This is a genomic window from Streptomyces sp. NPDC006197 (assembly GCF_040613865.1).
Taxonomy (GTDB): domain Bacteria; phylum Actinomycetota; class Actinomycetes; order Streptomycetales; family Streptomycetaceae; genus Streptomyces.
Map to the genome: position 1 here is coordinate 1 of NZ_JBEXSZ010000004.1, position 25727 is coordinate 25727.

The window sequence follows — 25727 nt, forward strand, 5'->3', positions numbered from 1 at the left end:
CGATCAGGCCGGGCGTCGCGAGCCCGGCCTGATCGGCAAGACACCCCCTAGGACGCCACCAGCTCCACCTCGAACCCGTCCTCGTCCTCCAGGTACGCCGCGTAGTGCCCCGCCCCGCCCGCGTACGGATGCCGGTCGGCGAACAGCAGGCGCCAGCCGTGCGTCGGTGCGTCGGCGGCGAGCCGGTCGACGGCGGACCGGTCGCCCGCGTGGAAGGCCAGGTGGTTCAGGCCCGGGCGGAGGCGGTCGTGGTGGTCCGACGTACGGGCCGGGGACTGCTCCACGACCACGTAACAGGAGCCGAGCGCCCAGCTGCGGCCGCCCTCCCAGGACTGGAAGGGCGCGTACCCGAGCGCCCCGAGCAGCCAGCCGAGGCTCCGCTCGGCCCGAGCCAGGTCGCCCACCCACAGCTCGACGTGGTGGAGCGACCCGACCCGCGCCGCCGTCACAGCTCGCCCAACTGCTCGGGAATCGGCGCCGAGTGGACGACCGTCAGGCCCGACACCGCACGCGTCAGCGCCACGTACAGCCGGCGCAGGCCCGTCCGCTCGTCCGGTTCGCCGTCGACGACGGCCGCCGGCTCGTCCAGGACCACGTAGTCGTACTCCAGACCCTTCGCGAGCGAGGCCGGGACCAGCGTGAGGCGCGACTCGGCCGTCGTCTCCTCACCGGGGGAGAGGTACGCCAGACCGGCGGCCGCCAGCGCCTCCGCGAGCGGCGCGATCCGCGCGTCCGCGGCGATCAGGCCGATCGAGCCCTCGTGGGTCAGGGCCTCCACGCAGGCCGCGACCACCTCCGTGTCCAGCTCTTCGGCCGACCGGACGGAGAGGGACCCCGGGTTCTCCCGGACCGACTCCACCGCCGCGAGCCCCGGCGACATGTGCGGAAGGAGCCGCGAGGCGTACGCGATCACCTCGCGCGGCACGCGGAAACCGGCCGTCAGCTCCTCCACCACCGCCTCCGGCTTCCCCAGGTGCCCGAGCGCCTGCGCCCAGCTCTCCGTCGCCCACGGCGTCGTGCCCTGCGCCAGGTCGCCCAGGACCGTCGCCGAGCCGGTCGTGCAGCGGCGGCCCACCGCCCGGTACTGCATGGGGGACAGGTCCTGCGCCTCGTCGAGGACCACGTGCCCGAGCGAGTGCGTCCGCTCCACCAGGTCCTTCGCCTCGTCGATGAGGACGGCGTCCGCCGCCGACCACTTCGCCGTCTTCACGCTCCGCGCCGGCTTCGCCCACAGCAGCAGCTTCTGCTCGTCCTCGGTGAGCAGCCCCTCGGCGTGCTCGGCGAGGAAGTCGGCGTCGCCCAGCAGTCGCAGGACCAGCTTCGCGGGCTCGACGAGCGGCCAGCACTCCTTCACGACGGCCTTCACCGCCGTGTTCCGCGCGACCGCGTTCTGCACGCGGTCGTCGGGCGCCTCGCCGGCCTCCTCCATCCGGACCAGGACGGCGTGCGCGATGCGCTGCGGGAGGGCCTCGCGGGCGGCGCCGTACCGGATGTCACGGTCGAGCAACTCCCTTACGATCTCCTCAAGTTCGTACGCGGGGACCCGCCAGCGCCGCGAACCGCGCACCACCATCAGGGGCTCCTTCGGCAGCGTCACGTGCGAGCGGACCGCCCGCCGCAGCACCTCCGCCATCCGGGCGTCGCCCTTCACGACCGCCGTCGCCGCCTCGTCCGCGCCCCGCACCTCGACGTGCGCGACGAGGTCGTCGACCGTCGCCTGCTGGACCTCCAACTCGCCGAGCGCGGGCAGGACCTGCTCGATGTAGTGGAGGAAGGAACGGTTCGGCCCGATGACCAGGGTGCCGGTGCGGGCGAGCCGCTCCCGGTGCGCGTACAGCAGATAGGCGACACGGTGCAGACCGACGGCCGTCTTTCCCGTCCCCGGGCCTCCCTGCACGCACACCGTCCCCGACAGGTCGGAGCGGACGATCCCGTCCTGCTCCGGCTGGATGGTGGCGACGATGTCGCGCATGGGGCCGACGCGGGGCCGCTCGATCTCGGCCTGGAGCAGCCGGCTCGTCCGCTCCAGCTCGCCCGGGTCGGAGAGGTGCTCGTCCTCGTACGCGGTGAGCTCGCCGCCCGTGTAGCCGAAGCGGCGCCGCAGGCCCACGTCCTGCGGGTCCTTCTTCGACGCCTGGTAGTACGGCTGCGAGACCGGCGCGCGCCAGTCGATCACCATCGGGTCGCCGTCGGCGTCGTGGACGTGCCGCCGCCCGATGTAGAAGCGCTGCCCCTCCTGCGTGGTGTGCAGGTAGTCGAGCCGCCCGAAGAAGAGCGGGGTGTCGGCGAGGTCCGCGAGTGCCTTGATCCGGTCCTCGATCTGCCGCCCGAGCACCAGGGAGTTGACCCAGTTCGCGGTGACGTCCTTGATGTCGAGCGCCTCGACGTCCTCGCGCATCGCGCGCAGCGCGGCGCGGGACGAGGTCAGATGGGCGCGCTCGCGCGCGAGCGGGTCGTCGAGCGCACCGGGAACGTCGGATGCGGCGGATGCGGACACGGTGAAGCCTCCGGGCAGGTGGATACGCGGACACGACAGAGTGGCCGCCGGTTTCCGACCGGGCGGCGGCGCTCCACGGGGGGAGGCGGGGGAAGCGGGCAAGTGTAGCTCCGGGCACGCGGCGGGGCGAACCGTTTTCACCCCTAGGGGGCGTCTCGCCCCCTAGGGGCGTCATCCGACGCGAGGCGGACCCGGATTCCGTCCCCAGGCCGATGTATCCGCAATGTCCGGATTCCATCATGGAGGCATGACCGCGACGACCTTCCCCCTCATGACCACCGTCCCCCGCCCCCGCCGCCTCACCACCGCCCTCCGCGCGATACGCGCCTTCGGCGGCGCGGCGGCCGCGGTAGCCCTCCTGGGCGACTACGGCCCGCCGGAGGCGGGGGTCCGCAACCCCCGGCCCGAGTACGCGTCAGGCCCCGACTGAGTACGGGAACGCCTGGGCGGGCCGGCCGCGCCCTGATGGGATCGAGCCATGACGACAACGCCCGCGACGTCCGCCACGCCGGCGCCCCCCGTGGCCGACGACATCGCCCGCACCACCCGGCGCCTGCGCCTCACGGCCCTCGGTGGCTTCGCCGTCCTCCTCGCGCTCTTCGCCTTCACCGTGGTGCTGGTGCTCGGCGACGCCATCGACGGGGACGGCGCCGCCGGAGCCTTCACCGACGCCGCGTTCTGGACGTTCCGCGTCGCCGCCGTGAGCGGCCTGGTCGCCCTCGCCGCCCCTCGGAACCTGCTGGCGACCACGCCTCGCCGGGCCTTCGTCATCGCCCAGTACGCCCTCGGGCTCGTCGGAGTCGTCCTCCAGCTCGTGGACTGAGCCCCTACGGCGCCAGCAGCTCGTCCGCGTCCACGATCCGGTACGCGTAGCCCTGCTCCGCCAGGAACCGCTGCCGGTGCGCCGCGAAGTCCTGGTCGATCGTGTCCCGCGCCACCACCGAGTAGAAGTGCGCCTGGTGACCGTCCGCCTTCGGCCGCAGCACCCGGCCCAGGCGCTGCGCCTCCTCCTGGCGGGACCCGAAGGTGCCCGACACCTGGATCGCGACCGTCGCCTCCGGCAGGTCGATCGAGAAGTTCGCGACCTTCGACACGACGAGCACGTTGATCTCGCCGTTGCGGAACGCGTCGAAGAGCTTCTCCCGCTGCGCGTTCGACGTCTCGCCCTTGATCACCGGCGCGTCCAGGTGCTCGCCGAGCTCGTCCAGCTGGTCGATGTACTGCCCGATGACGAGGATCTGCTGCCCGGCGAACTTCTTCACCAGGGCCTCCGTCACCTTCCGCTTCGTCGCCGTCGTCGCACAGAAGCGGTACTTCTCCTCCGCCTCGGCCGTCGCGTACGCGAGCCGCTCCGCGTCGGTCAGGTTCACCCGCACCTCGACGCAGTCGGCGGGCGCGATGTACCCCTGCGCCTCGATCTCCTTCCACGGCGCGTCGAACCGCTTCGGCCCGATCAGCGAGAACACGTCGGACTCCCGCCCGTCCTCCCGCACGAGCGTCGCGGTCAGCCCGAGCCGCCGCCGCGCCTGCAGGTCGGCGGTGAACTTGAAGACCGGCGCGGGCAGCAGGTGCACCTCGTCGTAGACGATGAGGCCCCAGTCCCGGGAGTCGAAGAGCTCCAGGTGCGGGTAGATCCCCTTCCGCTTGGTCGTGAGCACCTGGTACGTGGCGATGGTGACCGGCCGGATCTCCTTGCGCGTGCCGCTGTACTCGCCGATCTCGTCCTCGGTCAGCGAGGTCCGCTTCACCAGCTCGTGCTTCCACTGCCGCGCGGAGACCGTGTTCGTGACGAGGATCAGCGTCGTCGCCTTCGCCTGGGCCATCGCCCCGGCCCCGACCAGCGTCTTGCCCGCCCCGCAGGGCAGCACGACGACGCCGGAGCCGCCGTGCCAGAAACCGTCGACGGCCTGCTTCTGGTACGGGCGCAGTGACCAGCCGTCCTCGGCGAGGTCGATCCGGTGCGCCTCCCCGTCGACGTACCCGGCGAGGTCCTCGGCCGGCCAGCCCAGCTTCAGCAGCGTCTGCTTGATCTGCCCGCGCTCGGAGGGGTGCACGACCACGGTGTCCGCGTCGATCCGCTCCCCGACCAGCGGCTGCACCTTCCTCGACCGGAGGATCTCCTCCAGTACGGGCCGGTCGGTCGTGGTCAGCACGAGCCCGTGCGTGGGGTGCTTGGAGAGCGTGAGCCGCCCGTACCGGGCCATGGTCTCGGCGATGTCGACGAGCAGGGCGTGCGGCACGGGATACCGCGAGTGCTCGACGAGCGCGTCGACGACCTGCTCGGCGTCGTGCCCGGCGGCCCGCGCGTTCCACAGCCCCAGCGGCGTCACCCGGTAGGTGTGGATGTGCTCCGGCGCCCGCTCCAGCTCCGCGAACGGCGCGATGGCCCGACGGCAGGCCTCGGCGAGCTCGTGGTCGACCTCCAGGAGCAGCGTCTTGTCGCTCTGGACGATGAGTGGCCCATTCACGTGAGAATCAGGTCCTTCCCGGGCCGCTCCGACGACGGCCAATCCTCCAGTCTGCCCGATCCGGGGCCGGTACGGGACGGTCGTCGACGCGGTGTGCGCCGCCACGGCCTCCCGGCATGAGCATCCGGCACATGCCGGATGAGTAGGTGTACGGATGGACGGGCCCGGCCGGCGGCGGTGGGATGAGGGGCATGCCACCGATCCCCGGGGCCGGGGACCGGTCCGCGTCCGCCTCCTCCGCGCACGACCCCAACTGGTGGGCGGCGATGCTGACCGGGGCCTTGGGCGGACCGCTGCTCGCGCTGCTCGTCGGGAGCAGGCTCGGCCTGCTGCCGGCGCACCCGGTCGTGATCGCCGCCTGTCTGCTGCTGCCGGTGACGGTGGCGGTCCCCATCTGGTTCCTCGCGCGCACCCTGCGCCGGCGGCCGCTCAGGCGGGTCCTCGCCGGGCTCGCGTGCGCCGTCGGCCTCGCCTGTCCCGCGCTGGCCCGCCTCGTCGAGGGCGTGCTCCCCTGAGGAGCGGGATCACACCTGGTCGTCCGCCAGTTCCGCCACGCCCGTGATCCGGTGCAGGGGGTACGTGCGGACCTCGTCGGCCGTGTGGTCGTAGCCCGTCACGAAGCCGCCCTCCACGCGGACCGGGGCGATGACGCGCTGGCTCGCCGCGCCCTCCGCGTTGACGTAGCCGATCCAGACGGCCGAACCCGTCATCGCCGCCGCCTGGACCGTCGCCAGGGTCTCGGCGGCCGAGGTGCGGGGGAGGCCGCCCGCCGACGCCACGGGCGCCGCCGGTTCCTTCCGCACCGCCGTCGCCGCCCGGTCGCCCGCCCGGATCGCCTTCACCGCCGCGCCGAGGAGCGTCGTGTCGGGGACCGGCGGGCCGTCCGGGACGGGCACCGGGGCCGTACGGGCGGGCGTGCGGTACGCGTCGGCGCGGGTGACCAGGACGTCGCCCTCGGCGGACTCGGCGGCCGGGGCGTACCCCATCGACCGCAGCCCGTCCAGCAGCGACGCCGGGTCCGTCTGCGCGGCGAGCACCGTCGGCGCGAGGCGGCGCAGGCCCAGGGCGGCGGAGCGCCGGTCGGCCAGGATCTCGCCGAGCACGGTGTCGTCGTCGCAGCGCACGTACGCGGAGGCCGCGCCGATCCGCAGATGGCCGTGCCTCCTGGCCACGTCGTCGATCAGATACGCCAGCGGCTGAGGCACCGGCGTCCGGGAGTGCGCGGCCAGGAAGTCGTGCAGGTCGGAGGCCGACCGCCCGGAGTCGAGGGCGCGCCGCACGGAACCGGGCGTGAACCGGTACACCGTCGCGCCACCCTTCGATTCCACGTCCGCCAGGACCGCGAGCGCGTCGGCCAGCGGCCGCCGCAGCGGCCCGGGCGCGACGGCCGTCAGGTCGGCCTGGAGCAGCACGTGGTCGACGGCCTCGGGAAGCAGTGGCGCGAGCAGGGTCGCCGCCCGCCCGGCGGCCACCGACAGCTCGACCCGGCCCCCGTGGTCGGTGGGCGTCGCCGCCTCCGCGAGCGGCAGGTTGAGCAGCGCCCGGGCGGGGGACGCGAGCGCGCCCCGGCCCGTGATCCCCAGCAGCTCGGCCTCGGCGAGCGTCCACCGCGCGAGCCGGGACCGCAGGTCGTCGTGGACCTCGGGACCGGTGGCCCCGTCGGTGTCGGCCGTCGCCTGCGGCGCGCGCGGCGGCGCCGGCTGCGCGGCGCCCCGCGGCGGCCGCTCCCAGCGCAGCCGGGCGAACACCGTCCCGGGGTCGGCCGCCGCGCCCGGCGGCAGGGTCGCGAGGAGCTCCAGGACCCGGTGGCGGACCTCCGGCGCGGCCGCGCGGTCCAGGTCCGGGCCGAGGACGGCGAGCGTGCGGCCCTTCGCGTCCTGGCCGCCCACCAGGCCCGGGGTGCGGGTCGCCGTGAGCCAGGGCGCGACGAGCCGCGCCCAGCGCTCGGCGGGCGGCAGGTCGAGCCAGTCGTCGTACGCGGGCGTCGGCGCGTACCGCTCGTCCGCCTCCCCGTCCGAGGCGAGCAGCCCCGCCCCGAAGCACAGCTCCAGCCAGAACGCGGCGACCTGCTCCGTCACGTCCAGCGCCACCGCCGTCCGCTTGAGGTCCCGCACGGACATCCCGCCCGCCCGCAGCACCTGGGGGCCGCCCTGGTCCCAGGACTTCAGCAGCTCCTCGACGGTCGCGAGCGTCGCGTACGCCTGCCCGGCGGCGGCGCTGTCCACCACCTGGGGACGGTAGTCGCGCACCGCCTCCACCACCGGCGCCACCGGCTCCGGCGCCCGGTGCGCCCGCCCGCCCCGCAGATGCAGCGCCACCTCGCGGGGCAGCACCATCGTCCGCGCCGACACCGGCAGCAGCAGCCCCCGGTCGCGCAGCCAGCGCACCGGAGGCGCCGGATTCGCCGTCACCTCGCCGTACGGCGGACCCCACACCAGCCGGTCCAGGACGGAGAGGGCCTCCGGGGACGCCTCGTCGAGCAGCGCGCCCATCCGCGCCCGGTCGGTGAACAGCTCCGTGAGGGCCGCCACCGCCGACACCGGATCGTGCGTCGCGGGTAGCCCGGCCGTCGCGATGATCTCCTGCACCCGGCCCGGCGACATCCCCGCCGTCGCCTCCGCGACCGTCGGCCCGAGCCCGGTCGGCGACGGATGCTGCGGCGAGGGCGCGAGCAGCTCCCGCGCGGTCCGCACCAGCCGCAGCCGGTCGTCCTCGCCCCACACGAGGGCCTGCTCGCGCAGCAGCGCCACCGCGCCCGGCAGCGCCGCCTCGATCGCCGGATCGCCCTCGTCACCGGTGAGCAGCGCGAGCAGCACGGGGTACGGGGCGGGGTCCGGGGCGACGGCCAGCGCTTCGGCCGTCTGGAGGGCGAACCGGTCGAGCCGGTCGAGCGCCCGCACCACCGAACCCCGCGTGCCCGCGCGGGTCGCCAGCTGCGTCAGGTCGTTCGGTACGGGGTTCAGCAGGTCCGGCCGGGCGCGCAGCAGCGCGGCGAGCCCTTCGTCGCCCCGCGCGCGAAGCGCCTCCGCGAGCGTGCGCGGCGCCGCGCCGACGCTGGTTACCTCGGGCACGTGCGCCTCCCGGTCGAGCTCACCGATCCCCATCCGGACCACGTTAGCCGCTGTCCAGGCGCTAACGTCGGGCCGTACCGGGTGGACCGGCCGTGGAGGGGCGCCGTGGGGATCGAGAGCGACCAGTTGGTCTACGACTATCTGAGCCGGGTCGGCGATCTGGCCCAGCAGCGACAACTGCCCGCGAGCGACCGGATGAAGCTCGTGTCCGGGCTGCGCAGCGAGATCGACCGCCGCCGCGCCACGCACGGCGAGGAGAGCCCGGCGGCGGTACGGGGCATCCTCGGCGCCCTGGGCACCCCGGACGAGGTCGTGGACCGGGCGGGGCCCTCGGGTGGGCGGCCGAAGCCGGTGCCGAAGCCGCGGGCGGGGACGGGGACGGGGTCGGGGTCGGGGCCGGAGTCGGGGTCGGGGTCGGGGTCGGCGGAGGACGGCGGGGGCGCGCCCGAGGCCCCCGGAAACCCGCGCGCGGCTTCCGGCGCGTCGGGCCCCGCGATCCCCGCCCAGGACCGCCAGGGCCCCGACGGGGCGGTGGACTGGTGGCGTACGGACGACGCCACCGACCTCGCCGACGCCGACGGCGGGTTCCTGGGCTTCGTCGGCGGCATCGAGCGCCCCGACCTCTTCGCGCCGCCCGCGCCGGCGGAGGACGAGGACGACGGGGCCGAGGAGCCCGCACCGGGGAAGGGCCGCCGCCTGGCGCGTCTCCTCCGGCTCCGCAAGGCCCCGGCACCGGCCGCGGTCGCTGAGGGGCCGGCGGCCGGGGCGGAACCGGCGGTGGCGTCCCGCGCCCGCCTCGCGAACCCCTTCGTCCTGCTCGCCGCGCTGCTCCTGCTCGGCGGCGCCGTCTTCGGCTCGCTGATCGCCCTCGCGGCGGGCTGGCTCCTCGCGTACGCCTCCCGCCGGCTGACCCCGGTCGAGATCAAGATCGCCGTCCTGGTGATCCCCGGCCTCGCCGCCGCCGGCGGGATCGCCTGGATCTGGGGCCGCGTCCAGGGCCGCTGGGGCGAGGCGGTGGCGCCGGGCGGGGAGGCGATGGGGGCGGCGATCTCCGAGACCTGGCCCTGGACCCTCCGGGGCGCGGCGATCGCCTCGTCCCTGTTCCTCCTCTGGCGATCCCGCCGCCACTGAACCCCGCGCCCCCGTTGTGGGCAATCGTTCCGCCGGGGCGGAACGGGTGGGCACAACGGAACGGCGCCCTTGCCGGCGCCAGAGGCTCCCGAGCCTGGACCCGCACCGGATGCGCGCCGCACTGTCGGTGCGGGTCCAGGCCCGGAAGGCGGAGCGCGCCCGCAGAGGCGCCGTCCCGTGTGCCCACCCGTCCCGCCCAGCGGGACGATTGCCCACACGGGGGTGGGCGGGGGCACCGCCCCGCAGACGCGCGCCCACACGGGGGTGGGCGGGGGCACCGTCCCGCAGGCGCGCGCCCGCACGGGCGTGGGCGCGGACCCACACGGGGGTGGGCGGGGGCTCGGAAGCGTGTCCCGGGCCCCGCCGTTCCGGCTCAGCCGAGGGCGGGGTCCTCCTCGTGCCACGGCGCCCCCGGCACCACCAGGGGTGACCCCGTCACCGGGTCGGGGACGACGACCGACGCGAGCCCGAAGACGTCCCGTACGAGGGACTCCGTGACGACCTCCGACGGCGGCCCCGAAGCCACCACCCGCCCCGCCTTCATGGCGACGAGGTGGTCGGCGTACCGGGCGGCCTGGTTCAGGTCGTGGAGGACGAGGACGACGGTCCGGCCGCGCAGCCGGTTGAGGCGGCGGACCAGGTCGAGGACCTCCACCTGGTGGGAGATGTCCAGGTAGGTGGTGGGTTCGTCGAGGAGGAGCAGGTCGGTCTCCTGGGCGAGGGCCATCGCGATCCACACCCGCTGCCGCTGCCCGCCCGACAGCGCGTCGACGGAGCGGTCGGCGAGCGCGGCGACGTCCGTGCGTTCCATGGCGTCGGCGACGGCCCGCTCGTCCTCCTCCGACCACTGCTTCCACCAGGCCTGGTGCGGCTGGCGGCCCCGGGAGACCAGGTCGGCGACGGTGATGGCCTCGGGCGCGACGGGGGTCTGCGGCAGCAGGCCGATCGAGCGGGCGATCCGCTTGGTCGGCAGCTTCGCCAGCGACTCGCCGTCGAGGAGGACGGCGCCGCCCGCCGGCTTCAGCAGCCGCCCGAGCGCCCGCAGCGTCGTGGACTTGCCGCAGGCGTTGGGGCCGACGATCACGGTCACCTTGCCGTCGGGGACGGCGAGGTCGAGTTCCTCGACGACGGTCCGGTCCTCGTAGGCGAGCGTCAGCTCACGGGCCTGCAGTCTGGTCACGAAGCACCTCCAACGGCTCGGCTCCGGACGATGAGCCAGATCAGGTACGGGGCGCCGACCGCCGCCGTGAGGACACCCACGGGCAGCTCGACGGGGGAGAACAGCCGTCGGCCGAGCAGGTCGGCGACGACCACGATCACCGCGCCCGTGAGCGCGGAGCAGAGCAGCGGGATCTGCGCCGTCCGGGTGGTGCGGCGGGCGATCTGCGGGGCGAGCAGGGCGACGAAGTCGACCGGTCCGGCGACGCCCGTCGCCACCGACGCGAGGACGACGCCGACGGCGACGAGCCCGAGCCGGACCCCGCCGAGCCGGGCGCCGAGCGCGGTCGCCGTGTCGTCGTCGAGGGAGACGGTCCGCTGGGCGCGGGCCGCCCACAGCACGGCGGGCAGCAGGAGGAGCAGCGTCCAGCGGATCGGCGCGGACTCGTCCCAGCCGCGGCCGTTGAGGGAGCCGGTCATCCAGATCTGGGCCTGCTGGGCGACGAGGTAGTCGCCCTTCGTCATGAAGAGCGTGATGAGGGACCGCAGGGCGATCGCGATGCCGATGCCGATGAGCACGAAGCGGGTCGCGTGCAGTCCGCCGCGCCAGGCGAAGGCGTACACGAGGGCGGCGGCGAGGATGCCGCCCCCGATGGAGACGTACGGCAGGACGGTGTACGAGGTGAGGCCGAAGGTCATCGCGGCGACGGTGACGGCTCCGGCGCCCTGGCTGATGCCGATGACGTCGGGGCTGGCGAGCGGGTTGCGGGCGACGGTCTGGACGAGGCCGCCCGCGATGCCGAAGGCGGCGCCGACGGCGAGGGCGACGACGAGCCGCGGCTCGCGCAGCTCCTCGACGACGAACGCGGACGGCGACGGCCGGCCGAGGAGGATCCGTACGACCTCGCCGGGGGCGACGAACCGCTCGCCGACGCAGAGGTACGCGACGCAGGCGGCGGCCAGGAGGACCAGGAGGCCCGTGGCGACGAGGGCGGAGCGGCGGTGGACGAGGAAGGACGCCCGCCCGGCGCGCAGAAGCCCGTATCCGGCGGGCCGGGCTCCGGCGGGGGCCGCGCCCTTCGCCGGCCGGTCCCGGAGTGTCGTGCTCACGCGGGCACCGCCTTCCGGCGTACGGAGGGAGCCGGGGACGGTACGCCGATCGGGGTCGGGTTCACGCCGCCACCGCCTTCCGTCGTACCAGCGTCACCAGGAACGGCACTCCGATCAGGGCGGTCATCACCCCGGCGGGGACCTCGCCCGGCGGGAAGACGATCCGGCCGGCGACGTCGGCGACGAGCAGCATCACCGGGCCGACGAGCGCGGCCATCGGCAGGACCCAGCGGTGGTCGGAGCCGACGATCGCGCGGGCGATGTGGGGGACGGCGAGGCCGACGAAGGCGACGGGTCCTGCGGCGGCGACGGCCGCGCCGGTGAGGACGGTCGCGCCGAGGCCGCCCACGATCCGTACGGTCGCGACGCGCTGCCCGAGCCCCCTGGCGACGTCCTCGCCGAGGGCGAGCGCGTCGAGCCCGCGGGCCACGGAGACGACGAGGACGGCGCCGAGCAGCAGGAAGGGCCAGATGCGGGCGACGATCTCGGTGTCGCGTCCGTCGAGGGAGCCGATCTGCCAGAACCGGAACTCGTCGAGGGCGGAGGCCCTGGTCGTGAGGACGCCGGTGGTGACGGAGAGCAGCAGCGCGTTGATCGCGGCCCCGCCGAGCGCCAGCTTCACGGGTGTGGCGCCGCCGCGCCCGCCGGAGGCGATCGCATGGACGGCGACGGAGGCGAGGGCGGCGCCGGCGAAGGCGAACCACACGTACCCGCTGAGCTCGTGCACGCCGAGGAAGGCGATGGCGAGGACGACGGCGACGGAGGAGCCCTGGCTGATGCCGAGGATGCCGGGGTCGGCGATCGGGTTGCGGGTGATGCCCTGGAGGGCGGTGCCGGCGAGGGCGAGGGCGGCGCCGACCATCAGCCCGATGAGGGTGCGGGGGACGCGGAGCTGCCGGACGACCTCGGCGTCGTCGCCCGTGGCGCCGTGCAGCAGGGCGTCGAGGACGGTGGAGGGCGCGACGGGGCGGGCGCCGACGGCGAGGCTGAGGAGGACGGCGAGGAGCAGGGCGACGAGGGCCGCCGAGGTCGCGAGGACCCGTCTGGTTCGGAAAGCGGCTGGCATCGGGCCCCATCGGCGGAGTGCAGGTTTGGTTAGGCTCACCTCAGTGTAAGCAGCACTCATATTCGAACACCCGGCCCCCGGGGCCAGCGAGAATGAGCCCATGACGACCCCGCCCACGAACCCGCTCACCGTCGGCTTCGACCTCGACCTGACCCTGCTCGACACCCGCCCGGGCATCAAGGCGGCCTTCGTCGCCTTCTCCGTCGAGACGGGCGTCCCGATCGACGCCGACCTCGTCGTGAGCCGCCTCGGGCCGCCGCTGGAGCAGGAGATGGCGCACTGGTTCCCGGCGGAGCACGTCACGGAGATGACCGCCCGCTACCGGGCGCTCTACCCCTCGTACGCTATCGAGCCCACCGTCCCGATGCCGGGCGCCCGGGACGCGATCGAGGCCGTGCGCGAGGCGGGCGGCCGCACGATCGTCGTCACCGCGAAGAACGGCCCGCACGCCGAGCTGCACCTCGCCCACCTCGGCATCGAGCCCGACGCGGTCGCCGGCGGCCTGTGGGCCGAGGGCAAGGCGGAGGCCCTGCGCGCGCACGGCGCCGGGGTGTACGTCGGCGACCACGTGGGCGACGTCCGGGGCGCCGCCACCGCGGGCGCGTACTCGGTGGCCGTCGCGACCGGCCCCTGCCCCGCCGAGGAGCTGGCCGCGGCCGGCGCGGACGTGGTCCTGCCGGACCTGACGGACTTCCGCCCCTGGTGGGAGGGCTACCGCGGCTGAGCCGAAACGGCCGAAGTCCGCCGGGCCTGCCGCCGCTGGGCCGCGACCGACCGCAGGAGCCCGGCGGCGGCGACGAGGAATCCGACCCCCATCAGCATCGACACGAGGTACGCGGCGGTGGGGAACGGGTCCGTCCCGAGGAACAGCGGGGCCACGGTGACCAGCGTCGCGATCGCGCCGACCGCGAACAGGATCACACCGGCCTTGACCAGGCCGTCACCCGGGGCACTGTCGTCCACCGGCACGGCGGGGGTTTCACTGCGCATTCGGTCAGGGTAGTTCCCAGGCCGGAGGAACACGTCGGCGGCGTCTTGTCACCGGCCCTCCGACCATTAGCCTGGTGCCGGCGGGTCGGTCGACGACCCGCCGTTTGCCATCCCCATCGACGAGGACGAGGACGAGGACAGACGTGCCTACCGGCAAGGTCAAATGGTTCAACAGCGAGAAGGGCTTCGGCTTTCTCTCCCGCGACGACGGCGGCGACGTCTTCGTGCACTCGTCGGTGCTCCCCGCCGGAGTCGAGGCGCTGAAGCCGGGACAGAGGGTGGAGTTCGGGGTCGTCGCCGGTCAGCGCGGCGACCAGGCGCTGTCCGTCACGATCCTCGACCCGACCCCGTCCGTCGCCGCGGCGCAGCGCCGCAAGCCCGACGAGCTGGCGTCCATCGTGCAGGACCTGACGACGCTCCTGGAGAACATCACGCCGATGCTGGAGCGCGGCCGCTACCCGGAGAAGGCGGCGGGCAAGAAGATCGCCGGCCTGCTGCGGGCGGTCGCCGACCAGCTGGACGTGTAAGCCCCTTCTACGGGAACCGCAGCGCGTCCGGGCCGAGGGGCGGTACGAGCCCCTCGGCCGCGGCGCGCGTGAGCAGCCCGCGGACCGCCGCGTAGCCGTGCTCGCCGAGGTCGGCCGTGAACTCGTTGACGTAGAGACCGATGTGCTGGTCGGCGACCTTCGGGTCCATCTCCTGGGCGTGCTCCAGGACGTACGGCCGGGAGGCCACGGGATCGTCCCAGGCCATCCGCACCGACGCGCGGGCGGACTCGGCGAGCAGCCGAAGGGTCTCGGCGCCCAGCGAGCGGCGGGCGACGATCGCGCCCAGCGGGATCGGGAGCCCGGTCGTGGACTCCCAGTGCTCGCCCATGTCGGCGAGGCAGTGCAGCCCGTAGTTCTTGTACGTGAAGCGGGCCTCGTGGATGACGAGCCCCGCGTCGACCTTCCCGTCCCGGACGGCGGGCATGATCTCGTGGAACGGCATCACGACGACCTCGCCGACGCCGCCGGGCACCGTCTCGGCCGCCCACAGCCGGAACAGCAGGTACGCGGTGGAGCGCTCGCTCGGCACCGCGACGGTCCTCCCCGTGAGGTCCGTGTCCGCGTCCCGCGTCAGGACCAGCGGGCCGCAGCCGCGGCCCAGGGCGCCGCCGCAGGGCAGCAGGGCGTACTCGTCGAGGATCCACGGCAGGACGGCGTACGACACCTTCAGGACGTCGTGCGCGTCGGTGCCGCCCTCCGCCCAGCCGTTGGTGACGTCGATGTCCGCGAACGTCACGTCGAGCCGGGGCGCGCCCGGGACCCGGCCGTGCGCCCAGGCGTCGAAGACGAAGGTGTCGTTCGGGCAGGGCGAGTAGGCGATCTTCAGCTTGGTCACGACGGCTCCCACGACTCCACGAAGACGGTTCTGCTGAGCAGCTCGAAGGTGTCCCTGAGGGCGCCCAGGGCCTCGCCGATGCGCCAGGCGGCGCGGTCGCGCGGACCGACGGCGTTCGACACGGCCCGGATCTCGACGACCGGCACGCCGTGTGCGGCGGCGGCCTCGGCGACGCCGAAGCCCTCCATGGCCTCGGCGGCGGCCTCCGGGTGGCGCTCCGCGAGCTCTGCGGCGCGCTGGGCGGTGCCGGTGACGGTGGAGACGGTGAGGACGGGCGCGAGGGCGTGCGGCGGGCCGCCGGCGTCCAGGGCGGCGGCGATCCGCTGGGTGAGCGCCTCGGGCGCGGGGTGGACGGAGCGGCCGAAGCCGAGCTCCTCGACGGCGAGGTATCCGTCCGGGGTCTCGGCCCCGAGGTCGGCGGCGACGATCGCCGAGGACACGACGACGGACCCGACCGGCGCCGCGGGCAGGAACCCGCCGGCGATCCCGGCGGAGACGACGAGGCCGTAGCCGCCCCCGGCCAGGGTCTCGCACGCGAGGGCCGTCCCCGTCGCGGCGGCGACGGCCGCGGGGCCGACCCCGCCGACGAGGACGTCGACGCGGTCGTGGCGGCGCAGGGTGAAGCCCCCCGGCAGCGGGAGGAGGCCGTCACCGCCGGGGCCGAGGCCGGCGGTGACGGAGTCCGCCTCCGCCGCCACGGCCGTCACGATCAGGATCCGGTGGACCACCGGAGGATCAGGAGTCCTTCTTCAGCTGGAAGTGCCAGATGCCGGTCAGCTTCTTGCCGGTGTTCTCGACGATGGTCACCTGGGTCTTGTCGGTGGCCTCGCCGGGCTGGCTGGAGAAGAAGGCGCTGGCCGGGATGGTCCGGTACGTCTTCTTGTACGGCTCGGGCTCGGCCTGCTGGCCGCCGAGGAAGATCGTCCAGCCGTGGTCCGCGATCTCCGGGTCCACGCCGAAGCGGATCTTGTCGTCCGTGGAGACCGTGATGGTCTTCTCGGCCTTCTTGTTGAGGCACTGCTGGATCTGCGACTCCTTGATGGCGTCGCCGTCGTTGTAGCAGGCGGCCTCGGAGTTCACCGAGTCGGTCCCGACCGTCAGGGTCGCGAGCGGAGTCGGCTTGTCGCAGGCGGAGAGTACGAGGAGCCCGGCGGAGACGGCCCCGAGGGCGACGGCGGCCCGGCGGCGCGAGCCGGAGAAGAACGCAACGGTCATGAGCCGAAGGCTATCGGGCCGCCGCGCCCGCGCCACGCGGGGGTACGGCGTGCCGCCACGGCGTACCACTTCGTACGGAGTGTCCCGGGCCTGTACGGGGTGCCTCCGGGCCTGTACGGGGTGCCCCCGGGCTTCGTGCGGGGCGCCCCCGGGCCCGTACGGGCCGTCTTAGGGCACTTTCGCCCTGGGGCGGCCCTTGGGGCCCAGGCGGCGGCGGGCCTCCGCCAGGAGGCCGCGGACGGCGAGGAGCGCGCCCAGGCCCAGGATCCCGGCGGCGACGGACATGCCGAGCGTGCCGTTCAGGGGCAGGGCGATGCCGATCCCGCCGCCCACCACCCACGCCATCTGCAGGGCCGTCTCGGAACGGGCGAACGCCGAGGTCCGCACCAGCTCCGGCACGTCCCGCTGGATCAGCGCGTCCAGCGACAGCTTCGACAGGGCCTGGGTGAGCCCCGCGACCGCGCCGAGGACGGCGACCATGAGGCCGCCGAAGAAGACGGCCGTACAGACCGCCGTACCGAACACCACCGTGATCATCGTGGCGATGATCACCTCGGGCCCGTGGCCCCGGTCCCGCAGCAGCGAGCCGACGGCCGTACCGCAGGCGTTCCCGACGCCCGCCGCCACGCCCACGATCCCCAGGGAGACGGCGGCGCTCTGCCCCGACAGCGGGTGCTCGCGCAGCAGGAACGCCAGGAAGAAGATCAGGAAACCGGAGAGCATGCGCTGCGCCGCGTTCGCCTCCAGGCCGTGCAGCACCGACGGGCCCACCGTCCGCAGGCTCGGCTTCTTCTCGCCGTGGGTCAGCAGGTGCGCCCGCCGCTCGCCCTTCGCGGAGTCCACCTTGTGGGGCATCCGCAGCGCCCAGAACGTCCCGAGCAGGAACAGGGCGCACGCCCCGTACAGCGGCCAGCCCGAACCGATCATCTGCAGCCCCGCCCCCACGGGCGCGGCGATGCCGGTGGCGAGCAGCCCGGCGAGGGTGACCCGGGAGTTCGCCTTCACGAGCGAGAAGCCCGGTGGGAGGAGCCGGGGCACGACGGCGCTGCGGACCACCCCGTACGCCTTGGAGGCCACGAGGACGCCGAGCGCCGCGGGGTACAGCTCCAGACCGCCCGTCGCCACCGCCCCCGACATCATGATCGCGAGGACCGCGCGGGTCAGCATCGCGCCCGCCATCGCCGCGCGCCGCCCGTGCGGGATCCGGTCCAGCAGGGGACCGATCACGGGGGCGAGGAGGGTGAAGGGGGCCATCGTGACGGCCAGGTAGAGCGCGACGCGGCCGCGGGCCTCGTCGGTCGGCACGGAGAAGAAGACCGTGGAGGCGAGGGCGACGGTGATCATGACGTCGCCGGCGCCGTTCACGGCGTGCAGCTCGATCAGCTTCCCGAGCCCCGACTCGCCCGCGCCGTGCGCGTGAGTGGCCTTCCGGATGCCCTTCGCGGTCCCGGTGAACGGCAGGTGCAGGGCACGCCCGACCTTCCGGCCCGCTCGGCGGAGCGGCCCGGCGGGATCATGCGATCGTACGGGGGACCGTGCGGCTGCCACTCCGTCATAGTGCCCCACGGGCGCGCCCGACGAACCGTGGCGCGGCGGGGACCGCCGCGAGAGGGCCTGTCGCGGGCGGTCGTTCCGCGGGACGACCGCCCGCACGGCGGCGCCCCGGGCACTTCCGGCGCCCGCGATCCCGGCCACTTGGGACGGGCAGGTGGGCGGAGGCCCGCGAACGGGGTAGCGTGCATAGCGCGTCACCGGCGGAAGCTCTCGGCCGCGCGCCTCTTCGGCATCCCGCAGAATGGATGGCGATAGGTGTGCCCGAGACGCACGAGACAAGTCGGGTGCGGACGTCGATGCGGCCCCCTGGTCCGCTCCGCCCGCCGCCCGTGGCTTCGCTCCCGCCCCTCGGCCGGCGCACCCGTGAGACGGCGTAGGAGAGAAGCGAGACCTGTGAGTGCTGCGACGACGCGAAGCGGTACCCCGCGTACCCCGCGAGCCACGCGTACCCCCGACCGCCTGTGCGCGGAGGCCGTAGACCTCGCGCGGGAGGCCGCCGAGGAGGCGGCCGCGCCAGGGATCGTGGGCGCGCACGTCGAGGTCGTCGCGGAGGGCGACCGGGTCGTCACGCACTTCTTCGAGTCCAAGGAGCCCGGCTACCGGGGCTGGCGCTGGGCGGTGACCGTCACCCGCGCCTCCCGCGCCAAGAACGTCACGCTTGACGAAACCGTCCTGCTGCCCGGCGCCGACGCGCTCCTCGCCCCCGAATGGGTGCCGTGGAGCGAGCGGCTGCGGCCCGGCGACATGGGCCCCGGCGACCTCCTCCCCACGGAGCAGGACGACCTGCGCCTGGAGCCCGGCTACTCCGGCGAGGACACGCCGCCGCCGAACTCCGTCGTCTCGGAGGAGATGGAGGAGCACCTCGACGAGGAGGACGCGGAGCTGACGTCGCGCACCCCGTCGCGGGGCGCCATCGCCGCGGTCGCGGAGGAGCTCGGCATGCGCCGGGCGAGGGTCCTCTCCCGCTACGGCCTGCACGTGGCCGCGGACCGGTGGGACGAGGCGTTCGGCGCGAAGACGCCGATGGCCCAGGCGGCGCCCGCCTCCTGCGAGTCCTGCGCGTTCCTGGTGCCGCTGGCCGGCTCCCTGAAGCAGGCCTTCGGCATCTGCGCCAACGAGTTCTCCCCGGCGGACGGCCGGGTCGTGTCCCTCGCGTACGGCTGCGGGGGGCACTCGGAGGCCGCCGTCATGCCGAAGCCGCCGCGGCCGGCGCTGCCGGTCCTGGACTCCATGGCCGCGGACGAGTTCCCCCTCCGCCCGGCGAAGGACTCGGGCTCCACGACGGAACCGGACGCGGCGTCGGAGGACCTGGGCCACTCGTAAGGCCCGGGCCGCTCGTCCACCCGCGCCCCACGAGCCCCAGGAGTGCGCCCCCCGCGCGCCCCTGGGCCGTACGCGCCCCGTCGGCCGGGGTGGGGCGAGGCGCGGTACCTTCGGGCCCCGGACCCAATGGTCCGGGACCGACCGCCCCGCAGAGTGGAGTCAGACGTGAGCGTCAGCGTCCGGACGACGACCGACGGAACCGACCCCTTCGGCACCGCACGGCTGCGGCGGGGCGTGCTCGACGCCTGGGGAGCCAGTCCCGCCCGGTTCCGCGAGGACGCCAACGCCGAGGAGGACCTCGCGCTCGGCGGCTACCGCGACCGCCTCGTCGTCGAGCTGGCCCAGAACGCCGCCGACGCCGCCCACCGCGCCGGCGTCACGGGCCGCCTCCGGCTGACCCTGCACCCCGCGGACCACGAGGGCCCCGCCGTCCTCGCCGCGGCGAACACCGGCGCCCCGCTGGACGCCGCCGGCACCGAGTCGCTGTCCACCCTCCGCGCCTCCGCCAAGCGCGAGCAGGCCCACGGCGCCGTCGGCCGCTTCGGCGTCGGCTTCGCCGCCGTCCTCGCCGTCACCGACGAGCCCGCCGTCCTGGGCCGTCACGGCGGCGTCCGCTGGTCCCTCGCCGAGGCGCGGGAACTGGCCGCCGAGGCCGCCCGCTACAGCCCGGGCCTCGGCGACGAACTGCGCCGCCGCGACGGCCACGTACCGCTGCTGCGCCTGCCGCTGCCCGCCGAGGGCACCGCTCCCGAGGGCTACGACACCGTCGTCGTCCTCCCGATGCGCGACACCGCCGCCGAGGACCTGGCCGAGCGCCTCCTCGCCTCCGTCGACGACGCCCTGCTGCTCACCCTTCCGGGTCTCGCGGAGATCGTCGTGGAGACGGCCGAAGGGGTACGGACCCTCCGCCGCTCCGAGGACGACGGCTACGTCCGCGTCGACGACTCCTCGACCGGCGGTCACCGCTGGCGGACCGTCACCCACGGCGGCCCGATCGAGCCCGAGCTCCTCAGGGACCGGCCGGTCGAGGAGCGCCTGCGCCCGCACTGGTCCGTCACCTGGGCCGTGCCCGTGGACGCCGAGGGCGCCCCGAAGTACCCCCGCACCACGCCCGTCGTGCACGCCCCCACCCCCACCGACGAGCCGCTCGGCATCCCGGCGCTCCTCATCGCGTCCCTCCCGCTGGACACCGCCCGCCGGCACCCGGCGCCCGGGCCGCTCACCGACTTCCTGGTGCAGCGCGCGGCCGACGCGTACGCCGAACTGCTCTCCGACTGGCAGCCGGTGACGACCGCGGCCCTCGACCTCGTGCCCGGACCGCTCGGCAAGGGCCCGCTCGACGGGGCACTGCGCGAGGCGATCCTGGACCGGCTGCCGAGGGTGGCGTTCCTGGCGCCCGCCGCGCCGTCCGAGGAGCTGCCCGCGCTCCGCCCGATCGAGGCGGAGGTCGTGGAGGGCGCGGGCGCGGAGACCGTCGAGGTCCTCGCCGAGGTGTTCCCGACGCTCCTCCCGGCCGGCCTGGAGCGGCGTCCCGAGCTCCGCACCCTCGGCATCGGCCGCGTGCCGCTCACGGAGGCGATCGACCGCCTGGCGGGCGTGGACCGGGCGCCGACGTGGTGGTGGCGGCTGTACGACTCGCTCGCCGGCGTCGACCCGGACCGTCTGACGGGCCTCCCGGTGCCGCTGGCGTCCGGCTCCGACGAGGAACGCGTCCGCACGACGATCGGCCCCCGCCAGGTCCTCCTCCCGCAGGACCGCACCCCCGCCGAGCTGACCCGGCTCGGTCTGAAGGTGGCGCACCCGGAGGCGGCGCACCCGCTCCTGGAGAAGCTGGGCGCCCTGCCCGCCACGCCCCGCGCGGTCCTGACGACCCCGCAGGTGCGGGCGGCGGTCGCGGCCTCCCTCGACGCGGGGGAGATCTGGGACGAGGACGCCGACGCCCTCGACGCGGAGGAACTGGCCGAGACGGTCCTCGCCCTCGTCAGGGACGCGGAGCTCGACCCGGGCGACGAGCCCTGGCTCGGCGCGCTCGCCCTCCCCGACGAGGACGGCGAACTCTCCCCGGCGGGCGAGCTCGTCCTGCCGGGCTCGCCCTTCGCGGCCGTGATGCGCGAGGACGAACTCGCCTTCGTCGACGGCGACCTGGCCGCCCGCTGGGGCGAGCAGCCGCTCGCCGCGTGCGGGGTGCTCGCGAACTTCGCCCTGATCCGCGCGACCGACCTGGTCCTCGACCCGGACGAGGTCGAGCCGCGCGAGGGCGACTATCCGGAGCCGGACGACGCGGGCCTCCTCGACGCGGTCGACGTCTGGTGCGAGGACGTCCTGGACCGCCTCCCGGCGACCCCCGTGCCCCCGGTGGCGACGGAGATCGTGGCCGTACGGGACCTGGACCTGGTCGACGACGACTGCTGGCCGCAGGCGCTCGCCCTCCTCGCGCAGCCGCCGCTCCGGGACGCCCTGACCCAGCCCGTACGGGTCCTCCTCCCGGACGGCACGACGGAGACCGTCCGCTCGTACACCGCCTGGTGGCTGCGCGACCACCCGGTCCTGGACGGCCGCCACCCGGCGGGCCTCCGCGCGGAGGGTTCGGACCCGCTCCTCGCCGGGTTGTACGACTCCGCCGACGCGACCGGCTTCGAGGACGAGCAGGTCCTCCGCGCCCTGGGCGTCCGCACCTCGGTCGCGGCCCTCCTCGACGAGCCGGGCGGCGCGGCGGAGCTCCTGGCCCGCCTCGCGGACCCGACGAGGGAGGTGACGACGGTCCAGCTCCACGCCCTCTACACGGCCCTGGCGGACCTGGACCCCGACCAGGTGACGCTCCCCGACGAGCTGCGGGCGGTCGTGGACGGCAGCCTGGTCGTGGTCGACGCGTCGGAGGCGCTGGTGGCGGACGCCCCCGACCTGCTCCCGCTGGCCGGCGACCTCCCCCTCCTCCCGGTCTCCCCGTCCCGCGCCGCGGACCTGGCCGACCTGTTCCAGGTCCGCCGTCTGAGCGAGGCCGTCGAGGCCGAGGTGACGACGGTCGGCGAGGAGCACGAGGTCCCGCCCTCGGTCCACGCCCTCCTGGGCCCGGCCACCCCCGCCTCGTACATCGAGCATGAGGAACTCCACGCCGGCGGCACCGAACTCGACTGGCGCCGCACCCCCGACGGCGTCGTCCACGCCGCCACCCTGGAGGGCGTGGCCGCCGGCCTCGCCTGGGCGGCCGGCCAGTGGCCCCGCCGCTTCGAGGTGGCGGCCCTCCTGGAGGACCCGTCGAGGACGACGGAACTGGCCCGGGACCGCTGGTTCGACTGACGACGGGCCCTGGACGATTTCGACTGACGACGCCCCCTAGGCGATCCAGAGCCCGCCGTGCCGGTGGCGGGCCGGAAGGACGTCGACGGCATCCGCGGCATCGAGGTCGAGGGCGTCGCCGGGGGAGTTCACGAGGCGCAGCAGCGTGCCCGTCTGACGGCGAAGCCGCTGCCGGGCCCGCCGCTCCTCCAGGGCGGCCCAGTGCGCGACGGTGGGGTCGCTCTGGTGCCGGGGGAACGCGTACACCTCCACGGTGCGCCGGACCAGGCGTGGGCGGGGCCGCCGGGACTCCCGTACGGCGTCGGCGAGGTCCCGTGCGCCGTACCTGAGGTCGTGCAGGAGCACGGCATGCCAGGGCCGTCCCGTGAGCATGTCGGCGGGGCCGCGCCTGCGGGCGCGGGAAGGGTGATGGGCGGTGCGTGCCACGGCGACTCCGTAGGTAGCGACCACCAGGTGTCTCCTGGCGGGCTACCTGAAGCCCCGGGGCCCTCTCGCACGCGCGTTCCTCATACCGGCACGGTAGCCGAGTCGTCCGCCCCGGCCCCCGCGTTCGCGCGGATCCGAGCCCTACGTCGGGAACCTCCGGTCCACCCACCGCCACGCCAGTTCCAGCAGGACGCAGCCCGCCGCCGCGATCGCCACCGCCGTCCACGGCATCGTCACGCCCACCAGTCTCAGGGCGAAGAACTTCTGGAGCCAGGGGACGGCGAGGACCAGGAGGAAGGCTCCGCCCATGGCGGCGACCAGGGTGAGGCGCCACCAGGTGTAGGGGCGGGCGATGATCACGAGGACCCCCATGGAGACCAGGAAGAGGGTCAGGGTGGCCGCGCTGGTCTCGGCGCCCAGGGCATCCGGGCCCGTGTAGTGGTGGCGGGCCAGGAGGTATGTGGTGAAGGTGGCCGCCGCCGCGATGACGCCGCCGGGAATCGCGTACCGCATGACCCGCCGTACGAAGTTCGGCCGCGCGCGTTCCTTGTTGGGGGCCAGCGCGAGGAAGAAGGCCGGCACGCCGATCGTGAGGGTGGAGAGCAGGGTCAGGTGGCGCGGGAGGAAGGGGTACTCCACCTGCGAGACGACCACCAGGATCGCCAGGAGCACCGAGTAGACCGTCTTCGTCAGGAAGAGGGTCGCCACGCGCGTGATGTTGCCGATGACCCGGCGGCCTTCCGCCACCACCGAGGGGAGTGTGGCGAAGGAGTTGTTCAGGAGGACGATCTGGGCGACCGCCCTCGTCGCCTCCGAGCCCGAGCCCATCGAGACGCCGATGTCGGCGTCCTTCAGCGCGAGGACGTCGTTCACGCCGTCGCCGGTCATCGCCACCGTGTGGCCGCGGGACTGCAGCGCCCCCACCATGTCCCGTTTCTGCCGAGGGGTGACCCGGCCGAAGACCGCGTTCTCGTCCAGGACCTCCGCCATGTCCTCCCGCCCGGCGGGGAGGGTGCGGGCGTCCACCGTGTGCTCCGCGCCCGGCATGTCGAGCTTCGCGGCCACCGCGCCCACGGAGACCGCGTTGTCGCCGGAGACGACCTTGGTGGCGACCTGCTGGTCGGCGAAGTAGGCGAGGGTGTCGGCGGCGTCGGGACGCAGTCGCTGTTCCAGGACGACGAGGGCGGTGGGGTGGGCGCCGGTGGCGACCTCGGGGGAGTCGAGTTCGTGGACCGTACGGGCGAGGAGGAGGACCCGCAGGCCCTGTTCGTTGAGATGGTCGATCTCCGTGAGGGCCGGGTCGTCCGGGGGCAGCAGGACGTCGGGGGCGCCCAGCAGCCAGGTCGAGTTCTCGCCGTCGCCCTCGCTGAACGACGCGCCGCTGTACTTGCGGGCCGAGGAGAACGGCAGGCTCTCCGTGCAGCGCCACTCCACGGTGTCCGGGTAGGCGTCCTTGATGGCCTGGAGGGAGGCGTTCGGACGCGGGTCGGACTCACCGAGGGCGCCCAGTGCCTTCCGCACGTGTCCCTCGTCGCTGCCGTTCAGCGGGCGGAGGTCCGTGACGTCCATGCCGCCCTCGGTGAGCGTGCCCGTCTTGTCGAGGCAGACGACGTCGACCCGGGCCAGGCCCTCGATCGCGGGCAGCTCCTGGACGAGGCACTGCCTGCGGCCGAGCCGGATCACCCCGACCGCGAAGGCGACCGAGGTGAGCAGGACGAGGCCCTCGGGGATCATCGGGACGATGCCGCCGACCGTGCGGGCGACGGCCCCCTTGAAGTCGTTGTCCTTGACGACGAGCTGGCTGATGACGAGCCCGATCGCGGTCGGGACCATCATCCACGTCACGTACTTGAGGATCGTGGAGACGCCCGTGCGCAGCTCCGAGTGGACGAGGGTGAAGCGGGACGCCTCCTCGGCGAGCTGGGCGGCGTACGCCTCGCGGCCGACCTTGGTGGCGGTGAAGGCGCCGCCGCCCGCGACCACGAACGAGCCGGACATCATCCGGTCGCCGGGTCTCTTCACCACCGGGTCGGCCTCGCCCGTCAGCAGCGACTCGTCGATCTCCAGGCTGTCGGCCTCCGCCACCTCGCCGTCGACGACGACCTTGTCGCCCGGTCCGAGTTCGATGAGGTCGCCGAGGACGATCTCGGAGGTGGGGATCTCGGTGGTGGCGCCGTCGCGCCGGACGGTGGGTTTCGCCTCGCCGATGACCGCGAGCCCGTCGAGGGTCTTCTTGGCGCGGAACTCCTGGATGATGCCGATGCCGGTGTTGGCGACGATCACGAAGCCGAAGAGGCTGTCCTGGATCGGCGCGACGATCAGCATGATCACCCACAGCACGCCGATGATCGCGTTGAAGCGGGTGAAGACGTTCGCGCGGACGATGTCGGCGGTCGAGCGGGAGCTTCGTACGGGTACGTCGTTGATCTCGCCCCGCGCGACGCGCTCGGCCACCTCGGCGGAGGTCAGTCCGGCGGCGCGGTGCACGACGGGCGGTTCCGCCGGCGTGGTCCCGGCGGTCCCGGCAGGGGGCCCGCCGTCCGTGTCGATCTTCGCCCGCTGAGTCATGTTTTCGACGGTACGACCGGTTCCGGTCGTTCACCTGCCGAGCGGGGCGAACCGGCGTCAGGCGCCGGGCCGGGCCTCCGGGGGCTCCGCCGCCCGTGTCGCCGGGTGCGCCGCCGTCTGCGCCGCCGCGTGCCGCTTGATCGCCGCGTCCCGCTTCCGCACGTACCAGATGCCGATCAGGCCGAGTCCGGCGCCGGCCAGGCAGGTCCACACCCACCAGGTGAGGTCCCGGTCGTCGAACCAGCCGTAGAAGGGGACCTGGACGACGAAGAGGACGAACCAGAGGATCGTTCCGCCGGTGATGGTGGCGACGACGGGCCCTTCGAGGGGCTCGGGTGCCTCGTGCTTCGGTGTCCACTTCGCCATGGGGTTCAGTTTAGGCGGCGCGTTCTCGTGTTCTCGTACGGTCTACGCGCGGAGATGGACGCTCGCTCGCTCATGTGTTCATACTGAAACGGTTTGCCTCTGGC

23 protein-coding genes are annotated in these 25727 nt (G+C 74.5%); 8 read left to right on the forward strand and 15 right to left on the reverse strand.

Features of this window, described 5'->3' with window-relative positions; genetic code table 11:
- Positions 1-47: 47 nt before the first annotated feature.
- Positions 48-449: a VOC family protein gene (locus ABZ318_RS01710; protein WP_356900488.1), complete on the reverse strand. Its 402-nt coding sequence runs from the start codon at positions 447-449 to the stop codon at positions 48-50.
- Positions 446-2497, reverse strand: a complete 2052-nt coding sequence (locus ABZ318_RS01715; RefSeq protein WP_356900489.1) for a UvrD-helicase domain-containing protein — start codon at positions 2495-2497, stop codon at positions 446-448. Before ABZ318_RS01715 ends, ABZ318_RS01710 begins: the two co-directional genes overlap by 4 nt.
- Before the next feature lie 247 nt (positions 2498-2744).
- Here ABZ318_RS01715 and ABZ318_RS01720 point away from each other — a divergent pair, with 247 nt between their 5' ends.
- Both ABZ318_RS01720 and ABZ318_RS01725 read left to right on the forward strand, forming a co-directional pair.
- Positions 2745-2927, forward strand: a complete 183-nt coding sequence (locus tag ABZ318_RS01720; protein ID WP_356900490.1) for a hypothetical protein — start codon at positions 2745-2747, stop codon at positions 2925-2927.
- Positions 2928-2975: 48 nt separating this feature from the next.
- Entirely contained in the window at positions 2976-3320 is a 345-nt protein-coding gene (locus ABZ318_RS01725) for a hypothetical protein (protein ID WP_356900491.1), read from the forward strand.
- A 4-nt stretch (positions 3321-3324) separates the two neighbouring features.
- Here ABZ318_RS01725 and ABZ318_RS01730 read toward each other — a convergent pair whose 3' ends face one another.
- Positions 3325-4965, reverse strand: coding sequence for a DNA repair helicase XPB (locus ABZ318_RS01730; RefSeq protein ID WP_356900492.1), 1641 nt, complete (start codon positions 4963-4965; stop codon positions 3325-3327).
- A 191-nt stretch (positions 4966-5156) separates the two neighbouring features.
- Here ABZ318_RS01730 and ABZ318_RS01735 point away from each other — a divergent pair, with 191 nt between their 5' ends.
- Positions 5157-5480, forward strand: coding sequence for a hypothetical protein (locus ABZ318_RS01735; protein WP_356900493.1), 324 nt, complete (start codon positions 5157-5159; stop codon positions 5478-5480).
- A 9-nt stretch (positions 5481-5489) separates the two neighbouring features.
- On the opposite strand, the gene ABZ318_RS01740 is transcribed toward ABZ318_RS01735, so the two are convergent.
- Positions 5490-8069, reverse strand: coding sequence for a helicase C-terminal domain-containing protein (locus ABZ318_RS01740; RefSeq protein ID WP_356900494.1), 2580 nt, complete (start codon positions 8067-8069; stop codon positions 5490-5492).
- A gap of 72 nt (positions 8070-8141) precedes the next feature.
- Between ABZ318_RS01740 and ABZ318_RS01745 the strand changes: the two genes are divergently transcribed.
- Positions 8142-9167, forward strand: a complete 1026-nt coding sequence (locus ABZ318_RS01745) for a hypothetical protein (RefSeq protein ID WP_356900495.1) — start codon at positions 8142-8144, stop codon at positions 9165-9167.
- Between the two features lie 373 nt (positions 9168-9540).
- Here ABZ318_RS01745 and ABZ318_RS01750 read toward each other — a convergent pair whose 3' ends face one another.
- From ABZ318_RS01750 to ABZ318_RS01760, 3 genes are all read right to left on the reverse strand, one after another.
- Positions 9541-10347: an ABC transporter ATP-binding protein gene (locus ABZ318_RS01750; protein ID WP_356900496.1), complete on the reverse strand. Its 807-nt coding sequence runs from the start codon at positions 10345-10347 to the stop codon at positions 9541-9543.
- Positions 10344-11435, reverse strand: a complete 1092-nt coding sequence (locus ABZ318_RS01755) for an iron chelate uptake ABC transporter family permease subunit (RefSeq protein ID WP_356900497.1) — start codon at positions 11433-11435, stop codon at positions 10344-10346. The genes ABZ318_RS01750 and ABZ318_RS01755 overlap by 4 nt, the downstream gene beginning before the upstream one ends.
- A 61-nt stretch (positions 11436-11496) precedes the next feature.
- Positions 11497-12501: an iron ABC transporter permease gene (locus ABZ318_RS01760; RefSeq protein WP_356900498.1), complete on the reverse strand. Its 1005-nt coding sequence runs from the start codon at positions 12499-12501 to the stop codon at positions 11497-11499.
- Positions 12502-12601: 100 nt separating this feature from the next.
- Here ABZ318_RS01760 and ABZ318_RS01765 point away from each other — a divergent pair, with 100 nt between their 5' ends.
- On the forward strand, positions 12602-13225 hold the full coding sequence (locus tag ABZ318_RS01765; protein ID WP_356900499.1) for an HAD family hydrolase: 624 nt from the start codon (positions 12602-12604) through the stop codon (positions 13223-13225).
- Here ABZ318_RS01765 and ABZ318_RS01770 read toward each other — a convergent pair.
- The gene (locus tag ABZ318_RS01770) at positions 13213-13491 is read right to left on the reverse strand and encodes a hypothetical protein (RefSeq protein WP_356900500.1); all 279 of its coding nucleotides are present in this window, start codon (positions 13489-13491) and stop codon (positions 13213-13215) included. The genes ABZ318_RS01765 and ABZ318_RS01770 overlap by 13 nt on opposite strands.
- A gap of 143 nt (positions 13492-13634) precedes the next feature.
- On the opposite strand from ABZ318_RS01770, the gene ABZ318_RS01775 reads away from it, so the two are divergent.
- Positions 13635-14018: a cold-shock protein gene (locus ABZ318_RS01775; RefSeq protein ID WP_062753125.1), complete on the forward strand. Its 384-nt coding sequence runs from the start codon at positions 13635-13637 to the stop codon at positions 14016-14018.
- 7 nt (positions 14019-14025) lie between these two features.
- Here ABZ318_RS01775 and ABZ318_RS01780 read toward each other — a convergent pair whose 3' ends face one another.
- From ABZ318_RS01780 to ABZ318_RS01795, 4 genes are all read right to left on the reverse strand, one after another.
- Complete coding sequence (locus tag ABZ318_RS01780; protein ID WP_356900501.1) at positions 14026-14874, reverse strand: 1,4-dihydroxy-6-naphthoate synthase; 849 nt, start codon at positions 14872-14874, stop codon at positions 14026-14028.
- Positions 14871-15602, reverse strand: coding sequence for a futalosine hydrolase (locus ABZ318_RS01785; protein WP_356900502.1), 732 nt, complete (start codon positions 15600-15602; stop codon positions 14871-14873). Before ABZ318_RS01785 ends, ABZ318_RS01780 begins: the two co-directional genes overlap by 4 nt.
- Positions 15603-15609: 7 nt before the next feature.
- The gene (locus ABZ318_RS01790; RefSeq protein ID WP_356900503.1) at positions 15610-16089 is read right to left on the reverse strand and encodes a DUF2771 domain-containing protein; all 480 of its coding nucleotides are present in this window, start codon (positions 16087-16089) and stop codon (positions 15610-15612) included.
- Positions 16090-16257: 168 nt separating this feature from the next.
- Positions 16258-17637 (reverse strand): MFS transporter, encoded by a 1380-nt coding sequence (locus ABZ318_RS01795; RefSeq protein WP_356900504.1) that lies wholly within the window; start codon positions 17635-17637, stop codon positions 16258-16260.
- Positions 17638-18036: 399 nt separating this feature from the next.
- On the opposite strand from ABZ318_RS01795, the gene ABZ318_RS01800 reads away from it, so the two are divergent.
- Together ABZ318_RS01800 and ABZ318_RS01805 are read left to right on the forward strand one after the other, a co-directional pair.
- Positions 18037-18966, forward strand: a complete 930-nt coding sequence (locus ABZ318_RS01800; protein ID WP_356900505.1) for a DUF3027 domain-containing protein — start codon at positions 18037-18039, stop codon at positions 18964-18966.
- 126 nt (positions 18967-19092) lie between these two features.
- Entirely contained in the window at positions 19093-22263 is a 3171-nt protein-coding gene (locus ABZ318_RS01805; protein ID WP_356900506.1) for a molecular chaperone Hsp90, read from the forward strand.
- Between the two features lie 36 nt (positions 22264-22299).
- Here the strand turns inward: ABZ318_RS01805 and ABZ318_RS01810 are convergent, their stop codons facing one another.
- From ABZ318_RS01810 to ABZ318_RS01820, 3 genes are all read right to left on the reverse strand, one after another.
- Entirely contained in the window at positions 22300-22713 is a 414-nt protein-coding gene (locus tag ABZ318_RS01810) for a hypothetical protein (RefSeq protein WP_356900507.1), read from the reverse strand.
- Positions 22714-22830: 117 nt separating this feature from the next.
- Positions 22831-25257, reverse strand: coding sequence for a cation-translocating P-type ATPase (locus tag ABZ318_RS01815; protein WP_356900508.1), 2427 nt, complete (start codon positions 25255-25257; stop codon positions 22831-22833).
- 57 nt (positions 25258-25314) lie between these two features.
- Positions 25315-25623 (reverse strand): DUF2530 domain-containing protein, encoded by a 309-nt coding sequence (locus ABZ318_RS01820; protein ID WP_356900509.1) that lies wholly within the window; start codon positions 25621-25623, stop codon positions 25315-25317.
- Between the last annotated feature and the right edge of the window lie 104 nt (positions 25624-25727).

What these genes read in the sequence shown, in the direction of transcription:
- ABZ318_RS01720 (WP_356900490.1), top strand. Translation starts at nt 2,745, where the DNA reads ATGACCGCGACGACCTTCCCCCTCATGACCACCGTCCCCCGCCCCCGC.
- ABZ318_RS01725 (WP_356900491.1), top strand. Translation starts at nt 2,976, where the DNA reads ATGACGACAACGCCCGCGACGTCCGCCACGCCGGCGCCCCCCGTGGCC.
- ABZ318_RS01735 (WP_356900493.1), top strand. Translation starts at nt 5,157, where the DNA reads ATGCCACCGATCCCCGGGGCCGGGGACCGGTCCGCGTCCGCCTCCTCC.
- ABZ318_RS01740 (WP_356900494.1), bottom strand. Translation starts at nt 8,069, where the DNA reads ATGGGGATCGGTGAGCTCGACCGGGAGGCGCACGTGCCCGAGGTAACC.
- ABZ318_RS01760 (WP_356900498.1), bottom strand. Translation starts at nt 12,501, where the DNA reads ATGCCAGCCGCTTTCCGAACCAGACGGGTCCTCGCGACCTCGGCGGCC.
- ABZ318_RS01765 (WP_356900499.1), top strand. Translation starts at nt 12,602, where the DNA reads ATGACGACCCCGCCCACGAACCCGCTCACCGTCGGCTTCGACCTCGAC.
- ABZ318_RS01770 (WP_356900500.1), bottom strand. Translation starts at nt 13,491, where the DNA reads ATGCGCAGTGAAACCCCCGCCGTGCCGGTGGACGACAGTGCCCCGGGT.
- ABZ318_RS01790 (WP_356900503.1), bottom strand. Translation starts at nt 16,089, where the DNA reads ATGACCGTTGCGTTCTTCTCCGGCTCGCGCCGCCGGGCCGCCGTCGCC.
- ABZ318_RS01805 (WP_356900506.1), top strand. Translation starts at nt 19,093, where the DNA reads ATGGTCCGGGACCGACCGCCCCGCAGAGTGGAGTCAGACGTGAGCGTC.
- ABZ318_RS01815 (WP_356900508.1), bottom strand. Translation starts at nt 25,257, where the DNA reads ATGACTCAGCGGGCGAAGATCGACACGGACGGCGGGCCCCCTGCCGGG.
- ABZ318_RS01820 (WP_356900509.1), bottom strand. Translation starts at nt 25,623, where the DNA reads ATGGCGAAGTGGACACCGAAGCACGAGGCACCCGAGCCCCTCGAAGGG.